This window comes from Emticicia sp. C21 (genome assembly GCF_003418935.1).
Classification (GTDB): Bacteria; Bacteroidota; Bacteroidia; order Cytophagales; family Spirosomataceae; genus Emticicia.
Genome location: NZ_QVMT01000014.1, coordinates 147,949 through 167,238 on the forward strand (window position 1 = coordinate 147,949; position 19,290 = coordinate 167,238).

Annotated in this window: 16 protein-coding genes and 1 tRNA gene; 7 read left to right on the forward strand and 10 right to left on the reverse strand. The window is 37.4% G+C overall.

The window, feature by feature from the left end; genetic code table 11:
- Window positions 1-74 precede the first annotated feature (74 nt).
- From D0T08_RS23980 to D0T08_RS24010, 7 genes are all read right to left on the reverse strand, one after another.
- Window positions 75-1,550, reverse strand: coding sequence for a DUF4270 family protein (locus D0T08_RS23980; protein WP_116985287.1), 1,476 nt, complete (start codon window positions 1,548-1,550; stop codon window positions 75-77).
- A complete protein-coding gene (locus D0T08_RS23985; protein ID WP_116985288.1) occupies window positions 1,459-2,268 on the reverse strand; it encodes a glycogen/starch synthase in 810 nt (269 codons plus the stop codon). The genes D0T08_RS23980 and D0T08_RS23985 overlap by 92 nt, the downstream gene beginning before the upstream one ends.
- A gap of 205 nt (window positions 2,269-2,473) precedes the next feature.
- Entirely contained in the window at window positions 2,474-3,289 is an 816-nt protein-coding gene (locus D0T08_RS23990) for a glutaminyl-peptide cyclotransferase (protein ID WP_116985289.1), read from the reverse strand.
- Window positions 3,290-3,371: 82 nt separating this feature from the next.
- Entirely contained in the window at window positions 3,372-4,010 is a 639-nt protein-coding gene (locus D0T08_RS23995; protein ID WP_116985290.1) for an alpha/beta hydrolase, read from the reverse strand.
- An 18-nt stretch (window positions 4,011-4,028) separates the two neighbouring features.
- Entirely contained in the window at window positions 4,029-4,967 is a 939-nt protein-coding gene (locus D0T08_RS24000) for a ring-cleaving dioxygenase (RefSeq protein ID WP_116985291.1), read from the reverse strand.
- Between the two features lie 162 nt (window positions 4,968-5,129).
- Window positions 5,130-5,708, reverse strand: a complete 579-nt coding sequence (locus D0T08_RS24005) for a Crp/Fnr family transcriptional regulator (protein ID WP_116985292.1) — start codon at window positions 5,706-5,708, stop codon at window positions 5,130-5,132.
- A gap of 38 nt (window positions 5,709-5,746) precedes the next feature.
- Window positions 5,747-6,517 carry a M15 family metallopeptidase gene (locus D0T08_RS24010; protein ID WP_116985293.1) on the reverse strand — a complete coding sequence of 257 codons (771 nt, stop codon included), beginning with the start codon at window positions 6,515-6,517 and terminating at the stop codon, window positions 5,747-5,749.
- A 106-nt stretch (window positions 6,518-6,623) separates the two neighbouring features.
- Between D0T08_RS24010 and D0T08_RS24015 the strand changes: the two genes are divergently transcribed.
- From D0T08_RS24015 to D0T08_RS24025, 3 genes are read left to right on the forward strand one after another with little or no spacing between them, the layout of a single operon-like run.
- Window positions 6,624-7,859, forward strand: coding sequence for a nucleoside recognition domain-containing protein (locus D0T08_RS24015; protein WP_116985294.1), 1,236 nt, complete (start codon window positions 6,624-6,626; stop codon window positions 7,857-7,859).
- Window position 7,860: 1 nt separating this feature from the next.
- The gene (locus D0T08_RS24020) at window positions 7,861-9,822 is read left to right on the forward strand and encodes a 7TM-DISM domain-containing protein (RefSeq protein WP_116985295.1); all 1,962 of its coding nucleotides are present in this window, start codon (window positions 7,861-7,863) and stop codon (window positions 9,820-9,822) included.
- A complete protein-coding gene (locus tag D0T08_RS24025) occupies window positions 9,819-10,463 on the forward strand; it encodes a response regulator transcription factor (protein WP_116985296.1) in 645 nt (214 codons plus the stop codon). Before D0T08_RS24020 ends, D0T08_RS24025 begins: the two co-directional genes overlap by 4 nt.
- A gap of 491 nt (window positions 10,464-10,954) precedes the next feature.
- On the opposite strand, the gene D0T08_RS24035 is transcribed toward D0T08_RS24025, so the two are convergent.
- Window positions 10,955-11,803, reverse strand: a complete 849-nt coding sequence (locus D0T08_RS24035; protein WP_116985298.1) for a family 16 glycosylhydrolase — start codon at window positions 11,801-11,803, stop codon at window positions 10,955-10,957.
- 79 nt (window positions 11,804-11,882) lie between these two features.
- Between D0T08_RS24035 and D0T08_RS24040 the strand changes: the two genes are divergently transcribed.
- The 3 genes from D0T08_RS24040 to D0T08_RS24050 all read left to right on the forward strand — a co-directional run bounded on the left by D0T08_RS24040 (window position 11,883) and on the right by D0T08_RS24050 (window position 15,087).
- The gene (locus D0T08_RS24040) at window positions 11,883-12,779 is read left to right on the forward strand and encodes a hydroxypyruvate isomerase family protein (protein ID WP_116985299.1); all 897 of its coding nucleotides are present in this window, start codon (window positions 11,883-11,885) and stop codon (window positions 12,777-12,779) included.
- Window positions 12,780-12,818: 39 nt separating this feature from the next.
- Window positions 12,819-13,859 carry a strictosidine synthase family protein gene (locus tag D0T08_RS24045; protein WP_116985300.1) on the forward strand — a complete coding sequence of 347 codons (1,041 nt, stop codon included), beginning with the start codon at window positions 12,819-12,821 and terminating at the stop codon, window positions 13,857-13,859.
- Window positions 13,860-13,977: 118 nt separating this feature from the next.
- Window positions 13,978-15,087 (forward strand): PepSY domain-containing protein, encoded by a 1,110-nt coding sequence (locus tag D0T08_RS24050; protein ID WP_116985301.1) that lies wholly within the window; start codon window positions 13,978-13,980, stop codon window positions 15,085-15,087.
- A gap of 46 nt (window positions 15,088-15,133) precedes the next feature.
- On the opposite strand, the gene D0T08_RS24055 is transcribed toward D0T08_RS24050, so the two are convergent.
- On the reverse strand, window positions 15,134-16,069 hold the full coding sequence (locus D0T08_RS24055) for a sugar phosphate isomerase/epimerase (protein WP_116985302.1): 936 nt from the start codon (window positions 16,067-16,069) through the stop codon (window positions 15,134-15,136).
- Window positions 16,070-16,098: 29 nt separating this feature from the next.
- Window positions 16,099-18,597: a M14 metallopeptidase family protein gene (locus D0T08_RS24060; RefSeq protein ID WP_116985303.1), complete on the reverse strand. Its 2,499-nt coding sequence runs from the start codon at window positions 18,595-18,597 to the stop codon at window positions 16,099-16,101.
- 179 nt (window positions 18,598-18,776) lie between these two features.
- Here D0T08_RS24060 and D0T08_RS24065 point away from each other — a divergent pair.
- Window positions 18,777-18,848, forward strand: a tRNA-Glu gene (locus tag D0T08_RS24065).
- Window positions 18,849-19,290 lie beyond the last annotated feature (442 nt).

A 19,290-nucleotide genomic window follows, 5' to 3' on the forward strand; every position in this document is an offset into this window, starting at 1 on the left:
ATAAAAAAGAGGAGATTTCGGTCTCCTCATTTCTTCAAAAAAACTATATGATATTATCTTTCAACTATACAATTTTATCTTTTACCTGAGTAATAGACATTCAATTTAATGTTTTTGAAAACCGCTCTGGCTACATTATTATTATAGATACCAATAGTAGTTGCTCCAGTACTAGAATTTGTACTCAATATACTTGGCACAATAGCAATACCGTCTGTTGTTTTGCGATTGTTCAATAGCTCTTGTATATACGAAGTAAAATTAAACTTATAGTTATTGTTAGTCTTACTGTAATCAGACACATATTGAGTGCCCGAAGCCACATCAAGCGCCACAAAATCTTCCAGATTATTGGTTTTTTTCAAACGGTTGTCTTTTCCTATTTCAACTAAAGCAATCTGAATAGGAGGAAAGAAATTACCCGTGACCTGATCTAAGTCTGGTTCCAGAATTAACTCTGCTTTATTAATGGCTACATTGTTACTTCCATTCTTTAATAAATTGGTAAGTGTCGGGAAACTCATTTTAGTAGTAATACCTGCACCTGTCTGAATATAGGTTTTATTACCGGTAGCCGTCGATGGAATTGACTGGAACTGTTTAATATCTTGTAAGACAGTCCCTTGTCTGTCACTTTTAATATTACTGAAACGCCCGCCAAGGAATGATAAATAAAGGCCTTTTGCCACAGTGTCTCCCGGGGCATGATAGTAAACCAACGGATAACTTGTGCCAGCAGTAAGCGAAAGACCATAAACTGTCGATGCATTTTGGTTGACAGTAAAGGCAAATCCTTTCACGGCAGCTGTGAATTTATCTATATCTCGCCCTTCTGGTTTGTTAGCCAGCGCAAAAATTTCTCTTCCAATTGCATCAGGTACTTTAAACTTAATCAAACTATCGGTTGTGCTTACTGTAGCACGTTTAAAATCTTTATAAGTAAGCACCTGGGTCGCTAACGGAGTAGGGTTATAAGTCAGGGCTTCATCATTAAGATATTTTTTGTTCTTAACAAAATCCTGAGTTAAACGGTGGAGATTAAGTGTAATGGGTTTGGTAGAGTCTCCGTAAGAAAAACCATTATGCACCAGATACACATACATAGAATCATATACCGAGGTCAATGAGTCAGATGTTGTTATAGCAAAAGGGTAATATGTACCTGAAGTTGGATCATAGGGTAAGGTTATCTCTGTAAATATGGTTGCTGAGACATCTCCAAAAACAGGGTCTTTGTAATGCCCTACAACGGCTCCAGTTTGTTCAGAAGTCACAACAGAATCAATCATAACAGTTGACCGGGTCACTGTAAGTGTATCTGTAAAAGTGGTGGAAAACTGACCTCCGGTAGATGGGGTATCAACGGCAATATTGATAGGGTCTTCACACGAGAAAAAGAAAGCGGAAAGTAGCATAATGGCTACGTTCCGCATCTTAAGTGTGAAATTCCAGCTATTTTTAAGGAACGAGTTCTGTGTAAAGATTAAAGTACGTTTCTGTAACGTCGTCGTCTTCGATACCTGCTTCAATTTTGTTAGCTTTAATTTCATTCAATAATGTACTTAATTTTTCGTTCATATCCTCGTTAGCTTTTACTACCGAGTCGGCATATTGACAACCAATTTTGATGAATCCTTCAAAGTCTGCCGAACGCAAATGAGCCAGTGCTTCGTCTGAAACGTCCATAGCTTTTGCTTTCTCCAGAATATCCTCGTCGAACTTATGTTCAAAAGCGTTATTATAAATAGTAAAGACTGATTTTGTATCTTTAAAAACGGGGTCGTTTTTATAAGTTGTTTTAAGATACAGTGGAATCAGAGCTGTCATCCAATCTGTGCAATGTACGATGTCTGGAGCCCATCCGAGTTTTTTCACAGTTTCCAAAACTCCCTTACAGAAAAAGATTGTTCTTTCGTCGTTGTCATCGTAGAAACTTCCCTCTTTATCTAAGAAAACGTATTTTCTGTTGAAATAGTCTTCATTATCTAAAAAATAAACCTGCAATTTTGCACTCGGGATAGAAGCCACTTTGATAATCAAAGGTTTTTCATCTTCTCCGACCGAAATATTGATTCCAGATAGTCTTACTACTTCATGAAGACGGTTTTTACGTTCATTGATTGAACCAAAACGTGGAATCAGGATTCGGATTTCCATGCCTTTTTCTTGCATGGCTTGCGGAAGTTTACGAAGAAATTCTGCTACTTCTGAAACTTGAAGGAAGGGATTTATTTCACTTGCAACGTACAGAATACGAAGTTTACGCATATCGATAAAAATAATTTATTGGGAGTGTCTTCCAAAAAAGTTATGCAAAGATACGAAAAAAACTAACAATTTGTAATAAAATCTTTCAAAAACAAATCATTACCCATTATAAATTACTTTTACGTTCCGATTGGTAAACATAAAATAGCCTCCTGCTTCTAGTTTTGGGCATATTCGGAAAATCCCGAAACCACATTAAAATTCATCAGTGGCTAAAGTCTATTTCATAAACTTTGGGCCACATCTTTCCAGTAATATATACTTTGTTGGTAGTAGAGTCAAATGCGATGCCATTCATCTCCAGCGATTTGGCGTGATGCGTTCGGGCATCTGCTGCTACTGTACCTAAGTCCATTTTGGCTATCACATTTCCTGTAGCCGGGTCAATTTTAATAATTTCGTTGGTTTGCCAGATATTGGCATAAATAAACCCTTTTATATACTCCAATTCGTTTATCTGCTCTTTGGCATAACCATTCTCTCTTACAGGTAGTGTCTTGATAACCGATAGTGTATTCGGGTCTAAATAAGTAAGGTTATATGTACCATCGCTCATAATTAAGGAGGTGCCATCAGTCGTTAGCCCCCAACCTTCATTATTACTGAAACTAAAATCTTTTATCTTTTTAAACGTCTTCAAATCATAAACAAAACCAGTCTTTGTCCGATAAGTAAGCTGATAAATTTTATCATTCAGAATAGCAATACCCTCACCAAAATATTTAGATTTATCCAGATGTACTTTTTTATCTAATTTCCCAGTCTTTAAGTCAAGAATCCCAATGACAGATGAAGTTTCAGATAACTCATCTGGAGAGCCTGTACTTTCAAATACCTGATTGTTATGCACTAAAAGACCTTCTGTAAAAGCTGTGGTATCGTGAGGAAAAGAATTAACGAGTTTAAAAGGAATGGAAGGAACACTCGCAGTTTTGTTGGTAGTTTCGCTTGATTTTTCAGTATTATTGCAAGAAAAAAGGATAATAGCCAGAATATAAGTTCCGAGAAGTTTCTTTATCATGATTAGGTTTAGAAATCTTTCCGCAAATCTAAAAAAACTATTTCAACCCTATACTATACTCTGGCTATTATCCCCTTACTTTTTAACGATTATTAACAAAGTGCTGTTTATACCAGTCAACCGAGAGTCGCAGATCTTCTCTGGTAAGATTATGACCCGTTGACAGATTATAATTAGCTACATCAAACCCTGCGTCTTTTAAAATATTTACGTATTTTACTGTATCGGCCTGCTTAACGGTTGGATCAACCAGGCCATTGCTCATAAAGACAGGAGTATAAGTCGTGTTTTTTACATCAGCTTTGATTTCTTTAAAAGGCTGCATTGGCCGGTACAATATAGCCGCTGCCAGAAAATCCGGATATAAAACTAAAGTACTTCCTGCTATATTAGCACCGTTTGAGTAGCCTAAGGCAATAATCTTAGTACTATCAAATCCTTCTTTTTCGGCCAATCCTTTAATAAAGTCAACCATTTCGTGCGTACGAAAGGTTAAATCCTGCTCATCAAATATGCCCATCCCAAGGCGTTTAAAAAAACGCGGCATCCCATTCTCTGATACATTCCCCCTGAGACTTAAAATATTGAAATCATCGCCAAATTCATCCGCTATTGGGAGTAAATCCCGTTCGTCTCCACCAGTTCCATGCAGGAGCAAAAGAGTATTTGATCCTGCATTTTTAGCTGGCTGGTAAATATATTTTAATGCTTGAAAATCCATTATTTATTCCTCCTTATATTAATCCAATTTTACTAAATGCTCTTCTATCTGTTTTCTACGAGGCTCATACTGAGCAGGTAGTTTCAAATTAGTACCTAATTCTTCCAAAGGTTCATCAACTGTAAAGCCCGGATTATCCGTAGCTATTTCAAATAATACGCCACCTGGTTCTCTGAAATAAAGTGAATGAAAATAATTACGGTCTATCTGAGGTGTAATATGAAAACCTAATTTCTCGATTTTATCATGGAACTCCATTTGGGTAGCATCATCTTTCACTCTAAATGCTATATGGTGCACTGTACCGCCGGCCCCAACACCCCTTGCTTCATTAGGCAATTCTACCAAATCAATAATATTGGCAGTCGCAACAGCATCAGTTGCATATCGGTAGCGATTAGCTTCTTGCTCTATCAGTTTATAACCAAATACCTCTGTTAATACCATGGCAGTCGGTTTAATATCATTAAGTGTGATAGTGGTATTATAAAAACCTCTGGTAGCTACATCTGCTTTTACCTCTTCGGTTTCATAAGGCTTTCTGGTATCAGATGTTTTTGGAACAATCAATTCCAGCTTCAAACCATCAGGGTCCAGGAAAGTCAAATATTTTTCACCGAACCTTTCAGATGGTTTGTTATATATCACATTGTATTTTTTGAAACGCTCAACCCAGAAATTCAGGCTGCCTTCTGGCACTGCATAACCAATTTCAGTAGCCATACCAGCCCCACGTTTCCCTTGTCTTACAGCACTTCCCCATGGAAAGAAAGTAAGAATAGTTCCAGGGCTACCTTCTTCATCACCAAAATAGAAGTGATAAGTCTGAGGGTCGTCAAAGTTTACGGTTCTTTTAATGAAACGTAAACCTAAAACTTTTGTATAAAAGTTGAAATTGCGTTTGGCATCACCGGCGATGGCTGTAATGTGGTGGATACCTAAGATTTTATTTTCCATTGTCATAATTATTTTAGAATTCAAAAATGCTTTATCTCAAATTTCAACACTGTTGTTGTTGATTTGATGATACAAAGTTGCACTCCTGAAAAATCAAAAACATTGAACTAGGACAAGAAATGAAAAATTTGAAAATATTAGGAAGAAAAAATCAAGGTGCTATTACTTCTTCGCCAATTTAGTCCTGACCTTACTCAAAAACTCAGGAGAGAAACCTAAATAAGAAGCAATATAATGTTGCGCTACTCTTTGCGGAATAGTCGGGTAGCGTTCTATAAAATCAAGGTATTTTTCGACGGCGGTCGTAGCAATGGTCTGGAATAAACGTTCCTGCAGACGGGTGAGATTGCGTTGCACCATCAATCTGAACATTCTTTCAAATTTAGGTACCTGTACCAAAAGTTTTTCTTTAGTTTCAGGCGTTAACAGAAGTAATTCGCAGTCTTCCAATGTTTCAATGAACATGCGGCTGGGCTTTTGCTCATGAAAACTGGCTATATCACTCACCCACCAGTTTTCAATAGCAAACTGTAGAGTTACTTCTGCTCCCTTGTGGTCTATATAATAGGTACGAATGCAACCCTTTTTGATAAAAGCTTCAAATTTGCATATTTCTCCCTCTTGCAATAAAAATGTCTTTTTACCAATAATTTTATGTTGAAGCAAGGAGTTGAAAAACTTTACTTCCTCAACGTCACAAAGTGTATATTGATTTATATAGGCGTTAATCTCTTCAAACATGAATTTTAGATTCTTTGGAAGATTATGGATTTATACTCTTATTCAATAATCTTGTATAATTCTTTGGCTTTCGCACGGGATATTGCATTAAAATGCCACCACTCACTATCTATACGCATGTACCCTGCTTTTTCCATCGCATTGCGCAAGACCAATCTGTTGGCAATTTGTTCTTTGGTCAGTCTTCCCTCTTTCAACATCTGGTCTTCATAAATCGGGTAGGCCAGATCACCGAAATAATCATATTTAGTACCCATGTCTAGTGGCTTTTGGTTGGTTACATCATAAACTGTTAAATCAACAGCCGAACCAAAATTATGAATAGAACCTTCATCAGGATTAGCAACAAAATCAGCTCTTTTTACAGGGGGAATGGTATCTAACAATTCCCAGAATTTACGTTGGATAGTCAATGGTCTTGAACTATCATAAACCAACAATCTATAATTAGGATACTTGCTTTGTAAGATTTTACTGGCCTTAGCCAACATTTCGGCAGGCTTTTGCTGCATATAGGCGCGCGTTAGATCGCCATATACATCTGTATGAACAAAATTATCGGTAGTTGAATATTTCAACTCAACCATAATGGTAGAGTCAATAGTCTGGAGATTAACCAGCCCCTGGTCTATCATTCTTTGTTCTAATTCTGGAATTTTTTCCTCTGTTGTCATCGTAACAGTATCCTTTAGAATCTGGGTTGAATCTACCTTTATACTATCAGCATTTTCGGTTGAGGTTTGTGAGGTACAGCCCGCCAGCAGGAGCGTAATACTTGAGATTCCTAAAATTAGCCCTAGTTTTGTCATAGAAATGATTTGTTTGTGTAAATTTGGTCTTTTGACAGAAAACCTATCAGATTACTATCGGTTTACTTTATCATGCCGACAAATCTAACCCTAAAATCTCAAATTTATGGCATTAAACTACATTTGGGTAGCATTTTTTATCATTGCATTTGTCATTGCGCTTATCAAACTCATATTTACCGGAGACACCGAGATATTCAAATTGATAGTGGATGGCATGTTCGATTCTGCTAAACTGGCAGTGATGGATATAGCATTACCATTGGCAGGTGTCATGACTTTTTTCCTGGGAATTCTGAAAGTGGGAGAGGAGGCTGGGGTCATCAGAAGATTGGCCAGAATAATCGGGCCATTTTTCAGCAAACTCTTTCCGGAAGTGCCCAAAGACCACCCGGCCAATGGACAAATGATTATGAATTTCTCAGCTAATATGTTGGGTTTAGATAATGCCGCAACCCCTTTTGGTTTAAAAGCCATGCAAAGTCTGCAGGAACTCAACCCCAATAAGGATACTGCCACCAATGCCCAGATTATGTTCATGGTGTTACATAGTGCTGGTCCGGTGTTAATACCTTTAAGTATTATGGCACAAAGAGCCATCTACAATGCCGCCGATCCATCTGATATTTTTATTCCCGCCTTAATATCAGTTTATGTAGCTACCCTTACCGGAATGTTATTTGTGGGTATCAAGCAACGCATCAATTTCTTTGATAAAACTTTATTATCCTGGTTACTAGGCGTAACTGCTTTCATCGGCTTTGTAATCTGGTATTTTGCCCGTCTTTCGAAAGAAGAAATTGAAACTACTTCTAAAGTAGTAAGCAATATGATACTCTTTATTTTTATTGTGGGCTTTATTGGGGGTGCCCTCTATAAAAAGGTAGATGTATTCTCCGCCTTTATTGATGGCGCTAAGAATGGTTTTGAGACTTCAATAAAAGTAATGCCCTATCTGGTTGGGATGTTGGTTGCCATTAGCGTTTTTCGTAATTGCGGTGCATTAACTTATATAGTAGATGGTATGAAATGGGTATTTGGCTTAACAGGTATGAACACCGATTTTACTGATGCCTTACCAACAGCGCTTATGCACCCGCTAAGCGGTAGTGGCTCAAGAGCTATGATGATTGATGCCATGAAAACCTATGGTGCCGATTCTTTTGTTGGCCGGTTAGCTTGCGTATTTCAGGCTTGTTCTGATACCATACTATATATATTGGCTTTATATTTTGGTTCTGTCAGTATCAAGCATACCCGCTATACTTTAGTGGCAGGACTATTAGCAGATTTAGCCGGAGTAGTAACGGGCATTATTGTATCGTATATTTTCTTTTATTAATATGATGGGATTACCAGCCATTTTAAGGTTATATCAATCCAATGTTCTGGTAAAAAGACTTATTTGTTTCATTATAGTAGCTGCTATTAGTTTCAGGCTATTAGCGCAGGATACAACTAGTGTTAAAGTCGAATATGATGGCAACTGGCAGAAGCAAAGCCTGACAGCAGGCTTGTTTTACCTGCAAGATAAAAGCAATGCGCTTACTTTAGAGAAGATATTGGAGTTTCCGAAAAACTTTAAATTTAAAAGAGCTTTTGGCAATGCGCCTACATTCTGGGCAAAAGGAAACCCCTACTGGTTTAAATTTCAGTTGAAAAATTCAACGAATATCAATCAGACCTTTGTTATAGATTTACCTACGCCTCTTTATGATGAAGGAAGATTCTATGCAGTTGAAGATAACAAAATATTGAATGTGCAATACCTATCATGGGACACTCCCCAGTTAGACAGACCTGTTAAACATCGGAATTTTATTTTTCCTATTGCACTAAAGGCTAATCAGGAGATTACCTGTTATCTGAAACTCCGTAAAGAAGTAGGTTCAATCTGGGTGCCGGTAACAGTCTGGGAACGAAATGCTTTTGATTACTACTATTATTCTGCTGACTACCATACTTGGGGATTTGTAACGGGTATCTTATTATTTGTGGTTTTTTTCTCTTTCCTGTTATTGTTTGCCTTTAAAGACATGCTCTATTTTTATTATAGTTTGTATGTCTTAATGGCACTGGGGTTTATATGTACTTCACAAGGGTATTTCATACGTTTTTATGTCGACGGGTCTTTTGGGGTAGCAGGTAACCGGATGAGGTATGTTTGTTCACTACTTTTTCTGATTTCAGGTTTATTATTTATCCGAAAATATCTTCAATGGGAGTTATTGAAAACCTCCTTTTTTAATTATATGACATGGGGCCTGATTGCTACGCTAACCGCCATGTTACTTTTTTTATATATAGACCATCTTATCATGAAAGATACCCTCTTTCATTCGCATAGCGCTTTGGTTAGTAATATTTTGAGTGTGATTTTCTGGTTTCCTACGTTTTATGTAATCTTTGGGGCAATCTATTGTATCATGATTCAGCACTTTGCCAAAGAATCCTTCTATTTCCTGCTTGCCAATCTGCCTATTGCTACTATTGTATTCCATTCATCTTTAAGCAATTATGAAATACTCAATGGTAGCCGACTGGTTGAAATCGAATATTTTGCCGGAGCATTTATTGCAGAGATTGTCGTATTAATGGTATTGCTGGCCTATCGTTTAAAGGCTATGCAGGATACTGCAGAAAGGCTTTTCCTAGAGAAAACATTAGCCCAACAACAACGAACAGAGGCTATTTTGGAAGCGGAAGACAGAGAGCGCGTAAGAATAGCCCGCGATTTACACGACGGAATCGGACAGATGCTAGCCGCAGCCCGAATGGCCCTGGGTAATTTTTTGGCGAAGAAGCAGGTTGAAAATGAGCATATCCAGAATTCTCTAGATTTATTAGAGGAAAGTATCAAAGAAATCAGAGAAATATCTCATAATATGATGCCCGGTGCATTGACTAAATTAGGATTGTCTACTGCCTTAAAACAATTCGTAAACAAAATCAATGCGTTAGGGGTTTTACAGATAGATTTGCAAATTATTGGTATTAAAGAAAGGCTGAGTGAGAAGATTGAAACCATGATGTACAGGATAGTGCAGGAGATTTTGAGTAATATTATTCGTCATGCTGAAGCTACCAAAGTAAGTATAGAACTAGTAAAACATGAACATGAGCTGGTCCTGGTAGTAGAAGATAATGGAAAAGGATTTGATACGGAGGATGTCAAAAATCACGGAATTGGAATTAAAAATGTGGCAACTAGAGTGGAATATTTAAATGGAAGTGTTAATTTTGATTCCGCAATCGGGAGAGGGACAAGTGTAATTGTTGAAATTCCCCTGATTAACTCTAAATGACTGCCGCCAAACTCAAAATTTTAATTGTTGACGATCATCAGATACTGATAGATGGCATCGAGGCCATGCTTCAGGATGTCGATAATTTTGAGGTGGTTAACAAGCTTTTAGATGGTAAGATTGCCTTGTCGTATTTAGCGCATAATCCGGTAGATATTTTACTGACGGACTTGTATATGCCTAAAATGACGGGGATTGAGTTGACACAAAAAGTCAAGAAAGAATTTCCTGAGATTAAAGTATTAGCATTATCTGTTTCTTATGATGTATCGATTGTACATGATTTAATGGACGCCGGTATATCAGGCTTTATTCTGAAAACCATTGGTAGAGGAGAACTGATTGAAGCGATAAATGAAGTTTCTAAAGGAAATGTATATTTTAGTCGGGAGGTGTCAAACGAGATTCTGAGAAGCCTGGCTAACAGAAATGATTCGGAAGAAGAAACGTATCGGTTAACAGATCGTGAAATTGAAATCCTGAAACTGATTGCCCAAGAGTTTTCTAATGCCGATATTGCCAAACAATTATATATTTCGGAAAGAACGGTAGAGACGCATAGAAAAAATATTTACCGCAAAACCAACACAAAAACCATCGTCGGCTTAATAAAATATGCCGTTGAAAGGAAGTTAATTTAACCTAATACGTACCAGTACGGATAACATTTTTTAAAAATACCCTGAAATGGGTATTGGCAGGTAACATGCCCTTTACGATATTTGCATTGTAAACACGCACTTGTTATAGCCATGAATATATCCTTCTGATGACTACCTTAACTTAACAAATAAATAATACTTGAGTTCCAACCTTTTTTCGGAAATTTCGGTCATTTATCAAAAAGTAAAGGAGTATGAAGAAGATTTTTTACGAATATTTTGATGAAATTGTTGTCGTGATGATTTTTATTGCTATAATTGCAGTAAATGCGTGTAAAGCGTAAGGCAATAAGCCATAAAATCACCGGCCCGTTCGCCAAAGCCAACGGCTCGATGATTTTAATAATCAACAGCAGTTTGACGAGAGCAAAAGCAAGAGTCATCTGATTCTTGCTTTTCTTATTTCATCAAGTTGCGTATTGATAATACGCCGTCTTAAGTGCTTTTCCCGCTTATCCACCATATACCATCTATTTTTTTACTCCTTGGTAGACTCTTACATAGTCTACCTCCATTCGTTGAGGGAAAATACTATCATCAATCCCTTTTTGTCCACCCCAGCCTCCACCAACAGCTATGTTTAGTATCATGTGAAATTTCTTATCGAAAGGCCATTCTGCCCATCCATAATTACTTTGCTTCGGAAACGTAAAGTATTTATTGCCGTCAATCTCAATACTAATGGCATCTGGTGTCCATTCACAGGCATAAATATGAAAATCATCAGATACCCCTGGCACTACCACATTATTTCCTTTATTGGTTTTAATAGTATGGTTAAAAGCCTTCGTATGAATATTGCCATGAATACGATCCTGGTCAAAGCCCACATGCTCAATAATATCAATCTCACCATTATCGGGCCAATCACTGGCTCCATAGGTTTTTTCAGTGGCTAACATCCAACCTGCAGGCCAGGTACCTCTGCCTTTCGGAAGTTTGGCCTTGAACTCAAATCGGCCATACAAAAAATCTGCTTTGTTTTTAGTGACTAATCGGGCAGAAGTATAATCGTTGTTTTCCATTTTTTCTTTTCTTGCCTCAATAATCAACACACCGTTTTCTACACGGGCATTTTTGGCATCTTTGGTATAGTATTGTTTTTCCTGATTTCCCCAACCGTGCCCGCCAATATTATAACCCCACTTAGCTGGATCAGGTAATCCGGTATAGTTGAATTCATCAGCCCAGACAGGCTTCGAATCATCAATCACGTATTTAGGAGGATTTAGTACTGAATCGTTTTCCTGGATTTTCTGACAGGAAATGTACAAAGCCAGAATTGACAGGCTAAAACTGAATGCAAATAATTTTTTCATATGGAAGAATAGATTAAAAGAGTGATTTTATACATTTGTGTATATTCAACCTCTTATATTTTAAATACTTTCCAAAAGTATGGAAAATTCAAACTCTCGCCGTAATGCTATGAAAAAAATTGTTGGAGGAGCCGCTACTGTTGCTGTAGCCGGAGTAGTTGCTTCCCGAATTGATGCCGCCGACATCGGAATGGGGGCAGACCTCAAAGGAAAAATTAATCATTCAGTCTGTAAGTGGTGCTACGATTCCATACCCCTAGAAGATCTCTGCAAATCAGCCAAAAGTATCGGTTTAGAATCCATTGAACTCTTGAAACCGGAAGAATTTGCAACAGTTAAAAAACATGGTTTGACTTGTGCGATGGTTTCAAGTACCTCAAACGATTGGGGAATTGTGAAAGGCTGGAATAAAAAAGAGCATCACGATGGCCTGGAAAAATGGCATAAATACCTGATTGATGAAACAGCCAAAGCAGGTTTTACCAATTTGATTTGCTTTTCCGGTAATAGGGATGCAACCATTACTGATGAGCAGGGCATGAAAAACTGCGCAGAGGGCTTGAAAAGAATTTTATCATATGCCGAAAGTAAAAAAGTGGTATTAGTAATGGAGCTATTAAATAGCAAAATTGACCATAAAGACTATATGTGCGACCACACCCACTGGGGTATAGAATTATGCAAAATGATTGATGCCGATAATTTTAAATTGCTTTACGACATCTATCATATGCAGATTATGGAAGGCGATGTAATCAGAACAATCAAAGAAAACCAGAAATACATAGCCCATTATCATACAGGCGGTGTACCGGGCAGACATGAAATTGACAAAACACAAGAATTATTTTACCCTGCTATTATGGAAGCCATTGTCGACACAGGCTATAAAGGTTTTGTAGCACAAGAGTTTATTCCTGCCCGCCCGGATAAAATAGCTTCATTGAAACAGGGAGTGGAGATTTGTGATGTGTAGAATTGCCTGCTGATAATCTAAACTTTAAACTCTTACCCAATGAAACTCTGGCTAAAAATTACCTTAGGCGTAGTAATATTGATAATAGCTTTTGTTCTTAAAATTGTATGGAATTCTGGTTTTTTTACAAAAATAGAACCGCATTTTGCCGGTAAAGTAACCGAAATAATGGGTTTCAGTGGAGCGGAAGATATAACCATTGATAAAGCAACTGGATTAGCCTTGATTTCTTCAAGTACATTTACTGAAAATGCGCCTAATGGCGGTATTTATGTATTAAATCTTAAGGAAGATGAGCCAAAACCTGTAAAACTAACACAAAATCTTCCTTTTAACGATTTCCATCCCCATGGAATCAGTTTATACCAAACACCTGATGGAGCTAAATTACTTTTTGTGGTTAATCACCATAGAAATCTAAATACCTCGATTGAAATTTTCCAATTTACTGATAGTACGCTGATTCATAAAGAAACTATCACTCATGAATTATTTATTAGCCCGAATGATATTGTTGGAGTAGGAGAAAGGCAATTTTACCTAACAAACGACCATGACGAAAAGAAATCATCATGGCGTTCTAAAAAGGATTTATTGCAAATACCAATGGGTAATGTGTGCTATTTTGATGGGAGCAAAGCCAGTATAAAGGCCGATGGCTTTTTATACGCTAACGGTATAAATATAAGTCAGGATGGGAAGAAATTATTCGTGGCAGCCACAACTGGTAAGAAAATCAAAGTCTTTGAAAGAGACATTGCTTCCGGCAGTTTGAAAGAAAATAGTGAAATCGCTGTCAATGGGGCAGATAATATAGAATTAGATGAATCAGGCGATTTATGGGTAGGTTGCCACCCAAAACTGCTGGCCTTTTTAGCACACTCTAAAGACCATTCAAAATTATCCCCATCAGAAGTGGTTAAAATTTCTTTTGAAAATGAGAAACCAATGGTTGAAAGTATTTATCTAAATGATGGAAATCCTCTTTCAGGTTCAAGTGTTGGAGCAGTGTGGCGAAATAAAATGTTGATTGGAAGTGTTTTCGGAGATAAAGTTCTGCTTTGTTCCTGGCGTAAGTAATGAAGTATATTTGATTAACAAATGTGGACTTGAGTCCGCATGCATAGTAAAAGACCTTTGTTATCTTAGACGACGACCGCGGCGGCGTACCGTTTCAGTCGCTGACACTCCAAAGAATATGAAATTAAATCGTCAGCTTTTTAGAATACATAGTTGGCTCGGGCTGATTAATGGCTTCTTTTTGATTTTGTTAGGACTCAGTGGTTCGGCCTTAGTATTCAGAAATGAAATTGATGATTTGGCAAATAAAGAACTGCTCACTGTTCAACAACAGCAAAAAAGACTACCTCTCGATTATTTCTATAAAGACATTACCAAGCGCTATCCGGCCATTGAAGGAATTGCCTGGATAAATCCTGACGATGCGCCCAATAAAGCCTATAACTTTAGACTATATCTCAATGATGCCCGCATCACAAGTTACGATTTAGGGCTCATTACTTATGACCCATTTACAGGTAAAATTTTAAGAGAAGGAGAATTACAAAATCTGACCCCAAGCGCCATTGAATGGATTTATCAGTATCATTTTAGCATACAAGTAGGTGTTCCAGGTGCAGCCTTTGTGGCACTCTTAGGAGTTTCTATAATTATATCGATTATTACAGGCCTTATTATTTACAAAAAGCACGTTATTCAGGTATTAACCTTCCGCATAAAAATCAATCGCAAAAGCTGGCGAACAGTCACCTCAGATTTACACCGGATTGTTGGTGTATGGGCATTATTTTTCAATATCATTATTGCTTTTACAGGCTTCTGGCTCAATCTATTTGCTTTCGAACCCAAAGTATGGGCCAATGAAATGATACTCACTAAGCCTAATGCTTTAGCAAAACATTCTTTAGATTCTTTATATCAGCAAGCATTTATTCATATGTCTGATTTAATCCCGCAATATGTCTACTTACCAACACAACCCAATAAGAAATTTTTTGTAAGAGGAGCAATTAAAGGTGAAGCACCTATCTGGGCAGGCAGTAATTCTATTCAATTTAATCCTCAAACAGGCGAGCTAATAAGTATTAATCGTATTACTGATGAAACCCTTTGGAATAAAATAGAATCTACTTTTTATTCTTTGCACATTGGTAGTTATGGGGGAGTAATCATTAAGGTAATTTATGTGATTATTGGTCTTACACCCGGCTTTTTATCAATTACAGGCTTTTTACTTTGGCGAAGACGCAGGAAAAGACACAAACTTGCCACTCAGGCAAAAAAATAAGCGTCCACAAAATTTCTCCTGCGAACGCTCAATATAAACAAGCGGATTAATATAAAACGCTTCTTAATAAATCTACACTTTTCTTTACCCCTGTATTTGGGTCTTCATTGCCTTCAAATTCGATTGAAACATACCCTTGGTAATTTACTTTTTTCAGAATATCCGCAATACGTTTGTAGTCCAGGTCTAATGAGTACCAAACACCGCCACCATAATAGGTTTTGGCTTGCACAAAGTTGGTTTGCGGAGCAATTTTCTGCAATTTATCGTACGGATTTTCAAGAAAATTACCTGTATCCATTAATAAACCTAACCATGGAGAATCAATCGCATTTTTTATACGAAGCATACCCTCAGGTGTTGAGCCAAGGCCCCAGTGGTTTTCAAGGGCTAATAACACCCCACATTCTTCTGCTTTTTTCAAACATTGTTGAATACTGTCAATACACCATTTGAAAGCTTCATCTTCGGTATATCCCGGAAGTGCAGGCTCAATACCACGTTTTGCCATAAAATCATCAAATGATTTGATAGTACCCCAACGACCGGTATTCAAACGCATACAAGGAATACCCATTTTGTAGGCTAATTCAATACAATGATTGGTATGGTCAATATGTTTTTTCAACTCAGCTTTATCAGGATTAACAAAACCCTGGTGGATAGAAAGACAAGTCATGGCAATGCCATTCACAAAAGCATGTTTTTTTAGTTTTTGCAAATAAGCATTGTCTTCTCCAGCCATCTGGCGGTGTAATACATCAATGCCTTCCAGTCCTAATTTAGCTGCTTCATCAATTACTTTCTCAATCGGAAATTTCTCTCCCTTAAAGTGCCAGTAAGAATAGCTGGATACACTTAGTTTAATTTTGCCGGCTGCCGCAGCAGGAGCAACAGGTTGTGCCTGGGCCAAAGCAGGTGCGCAAACGGCTGCGCTGCCTACTACCGCATTTTTTAGAAATGAACGTCGGGTTGAATGCATGGTTAGATAGAATAATAAATCAGGTTATGTTAATACACTAAAAATACTGCATTGCCAAAAATCAACTTACCACTATACCAGAAACCTCTGAAAATAGGGTCGTCTGCCAGATACACAATTTTTCCTCTTCCCAAATCCTGCACACCAAAAACTAAGGTGTTCTTCATTTTATCTTTGGCTTTTTGACCTACAAATCCTGTTACATAACTATTGTCTTTCAGATAGCCCACATTCCAACCGTCTTTTATGTATTCAAAATTATAAGGATCACGAGCCAATAAATAATAACTACCATCAGTACCATAGCCCAATGGGTGTGTTTTGTCTATATCTACTTTGTAAATGGCCCCAACCACTTGCTCCGAAATACTTTCGCGCTCTCTGGTGTTATAAGTTTTTAATTCAGGTTTATCTTTATCTGAACTGTCTTTTTTGCGTTTCAAACCAAAACCATCCTTATCTGCAAAATACCCTGTCGCACCTTCCATGGCAATCACCTTCCCGCCCCCTTGAATCCATTTTTTCAGGGCATCACCATTGCCAAAAATTCTATCATAACTTCCGTCAGCCAAAATCAATACATCCAGTTGGTCAAGAGGCACGCGTCCGAATGTAGAGCCTTCGATAACAGTAATCGGATAATTAATTTGTTGCTCGAAGAAATGCCATACCTCACCAAACGCAGTAGGAGAGACTCCATCACCCGAAATAACAGCTACTCGAGGATTCTTTAAGACGTTTACTGAACCAGAACCAAAGTCATTACCCGTGCTAACCATTCCTGAATTAGTGGCCAATAAATTGATATTCAAATTTTTAGCTGCTGTTTGAATGATTTTATCAAATTCATCACCCATTCTTAAATTATTGGTTCGGGTAATTATGATAGAGCCCACGTCAAACTTTCTACCACTCATTTCGAAAGGATTTTCATTGAAACGCACTTTAATACCTTTTGCTAAAATCTGTGACAGGAATTTTACATCTTCAAACGAACTATAAGATGCTACATAGGCATAAGGTTTGCCCTCAACAGTCAATACAGGAATTGTATTGCTTGATTGCGGATTGCCCACTGACAGTTTTTCTTTAGTAGCAAACGCTTTTAGACCATAAGCATAAGGTAAACCCCAGGCTGTTATATCATAAGTTAAAGAGTCTTCTAATGTTGTTTTAGGCTCAAATAAAATCTTAACAAATGTGCCTTTAGGCTGATGGGTGCTAATCACCAAATCATTTGCCTCTACCTTAAAGCTCTCATCTTTCAGGCTCTGATAGCCAAAACCGGAAGCCGAAGATTCTTTGCTGGCATAACTATAATTGATTTGCAGCTTATCCAATAACCCAGTCAAAGCTTTTACTTTCGCCTCATTTCCTTTACTTTTCAAAACAAACGATTTATACGTACCTACCGGATTATTCTTATTCCGTTCAAAAAACTTCACAAACTCTTCAACCGTTTTATCGGCTCTTGATGAAATCGCTTCCAAAGTGGCCAAACTAGCCGAGAAATGGTGGGAGATACGGTAAGATAATGTCAGGGTATCTCCATCTTCTTTGGCAATTGCGATACCGGCGCGGCCGCCACCACCTTGCTCATAGGTCATACCAATGGCTCCATTATATGATGGATACGTATCTCCATAACTTGGATAAAGCAAATCATAGTTTTCCTTAGAGAAATACAACCAGTAGTTTTTATCGAAATATTTTTTGTTGTATTCGCCAATCGTTTGTTGAAACTCTCTTTGCCATGCTGTCAGATCTTCATGATAAGGACGAGCTGATGGTGGAAAATAATAAGGAGAATTTGGTCCCATTTCGTGAAAATCAGCATGCAGATGTGGCATCCACTGGTTATAGATTTTCAGGCGTTGCTGCGAAATCTCCTGTGTTTGCCATGCCCAGTCACGGTTCGGGTCAAACAGATAGTGGTTAAAACGCCCACCCGGCCAGGGCTCATTATGCTCAACGGCAAAAGGTGTGGCATTAAAACTTTGGTTTGATACCCTATTGTACCATTGCGCATATCTGTCACGGCCATCAGGGTTGATACAAGGGTCTAAGAGAACGACCGTATTTTTTAGGATATTTTGTGTAGTTGAATTACTCTTATTAACCAACTCATATAATACCTGCATCACCGCTTCTGAACTTACAGCCTCATTGCCATGTACATTATAACTTAACCACGCAATGGCAGGTACTTTCGTAGTTGGCTTACCTTCTAGCAAACCAATGCTTTTAAGATTAGAAGTGCGTATTTCATCTAATTTTGATAAGTTTTCAGGTGTAGCAACAGCTACTAATACAAGAGGGCGACCTTCGAAAGTGGTGCCATAGTCAAAAATCTTTACTTGTGTCGGATTCTGTGCCGCTACATAGCGGGCGTAATCTACAATGCGGTGATGAAAACTAAATTTTGTTCCTAATTTATAACCAAGAAATTCATCTGGGGTTTTAGTGTTTTGGGCATTCGCAAATAGAATGTTAATGAAGAAGAAAATAAACAAGTGAACTTTTTTCATGTGTGATCACGGATGGGTTTTTAATATTTTTCAAATATAAGATTTTTCAATTTGAAAACGGGCGAGAAAAAAGTTTTTGAAAATTTTTTGGTTTTTTTTTGAGTGAGTATTGCATTGTAAAATAAAAGCTGTACTTTTGCACCACGATTTACAAACGCAGACGATAAATGGAACCAGCCGGCCCTATCGTCTAGCGGTTAGGACAAGTCCCTTTCACGGATTAAACAGGGGTTCGATTCCCCTTAGGGTCACTAAATCGCTCTGCGAAAAATCGTAAAAGCCTGATAATCAATCGATTGTCAGGCTTTTATTTTAAAATGTTTAACTGTTGTGCAAAAATATTAAACATTGTAAAGCAAATTTTTCGAAGAAATTCTTCTCCTGAAAAATTATCAAGCATTTTTTTTAGAAACTTTTTTTAAAAAATTTTTTAAAAAAATAACATTGTCAGAAAAGAACTTTTTTAAAGAATTTTTTGACTTGTGACTCAGGTCAATAGCAAGCGTCTAATTAAGTATACGAAAATAAAATTAACCAGAGTATCGTTTGTTTTATAGGTTTATAGATAAAGAAGTTGTCTAAAGTTAATTAGGTAGAAATAAATAAGGTTGACAAGTGTTAAGTTTGTAATCACGACAAAACAATCAAAACACGAATCAACCATGCTCAAATTAACGAAAAAAATAATTAACT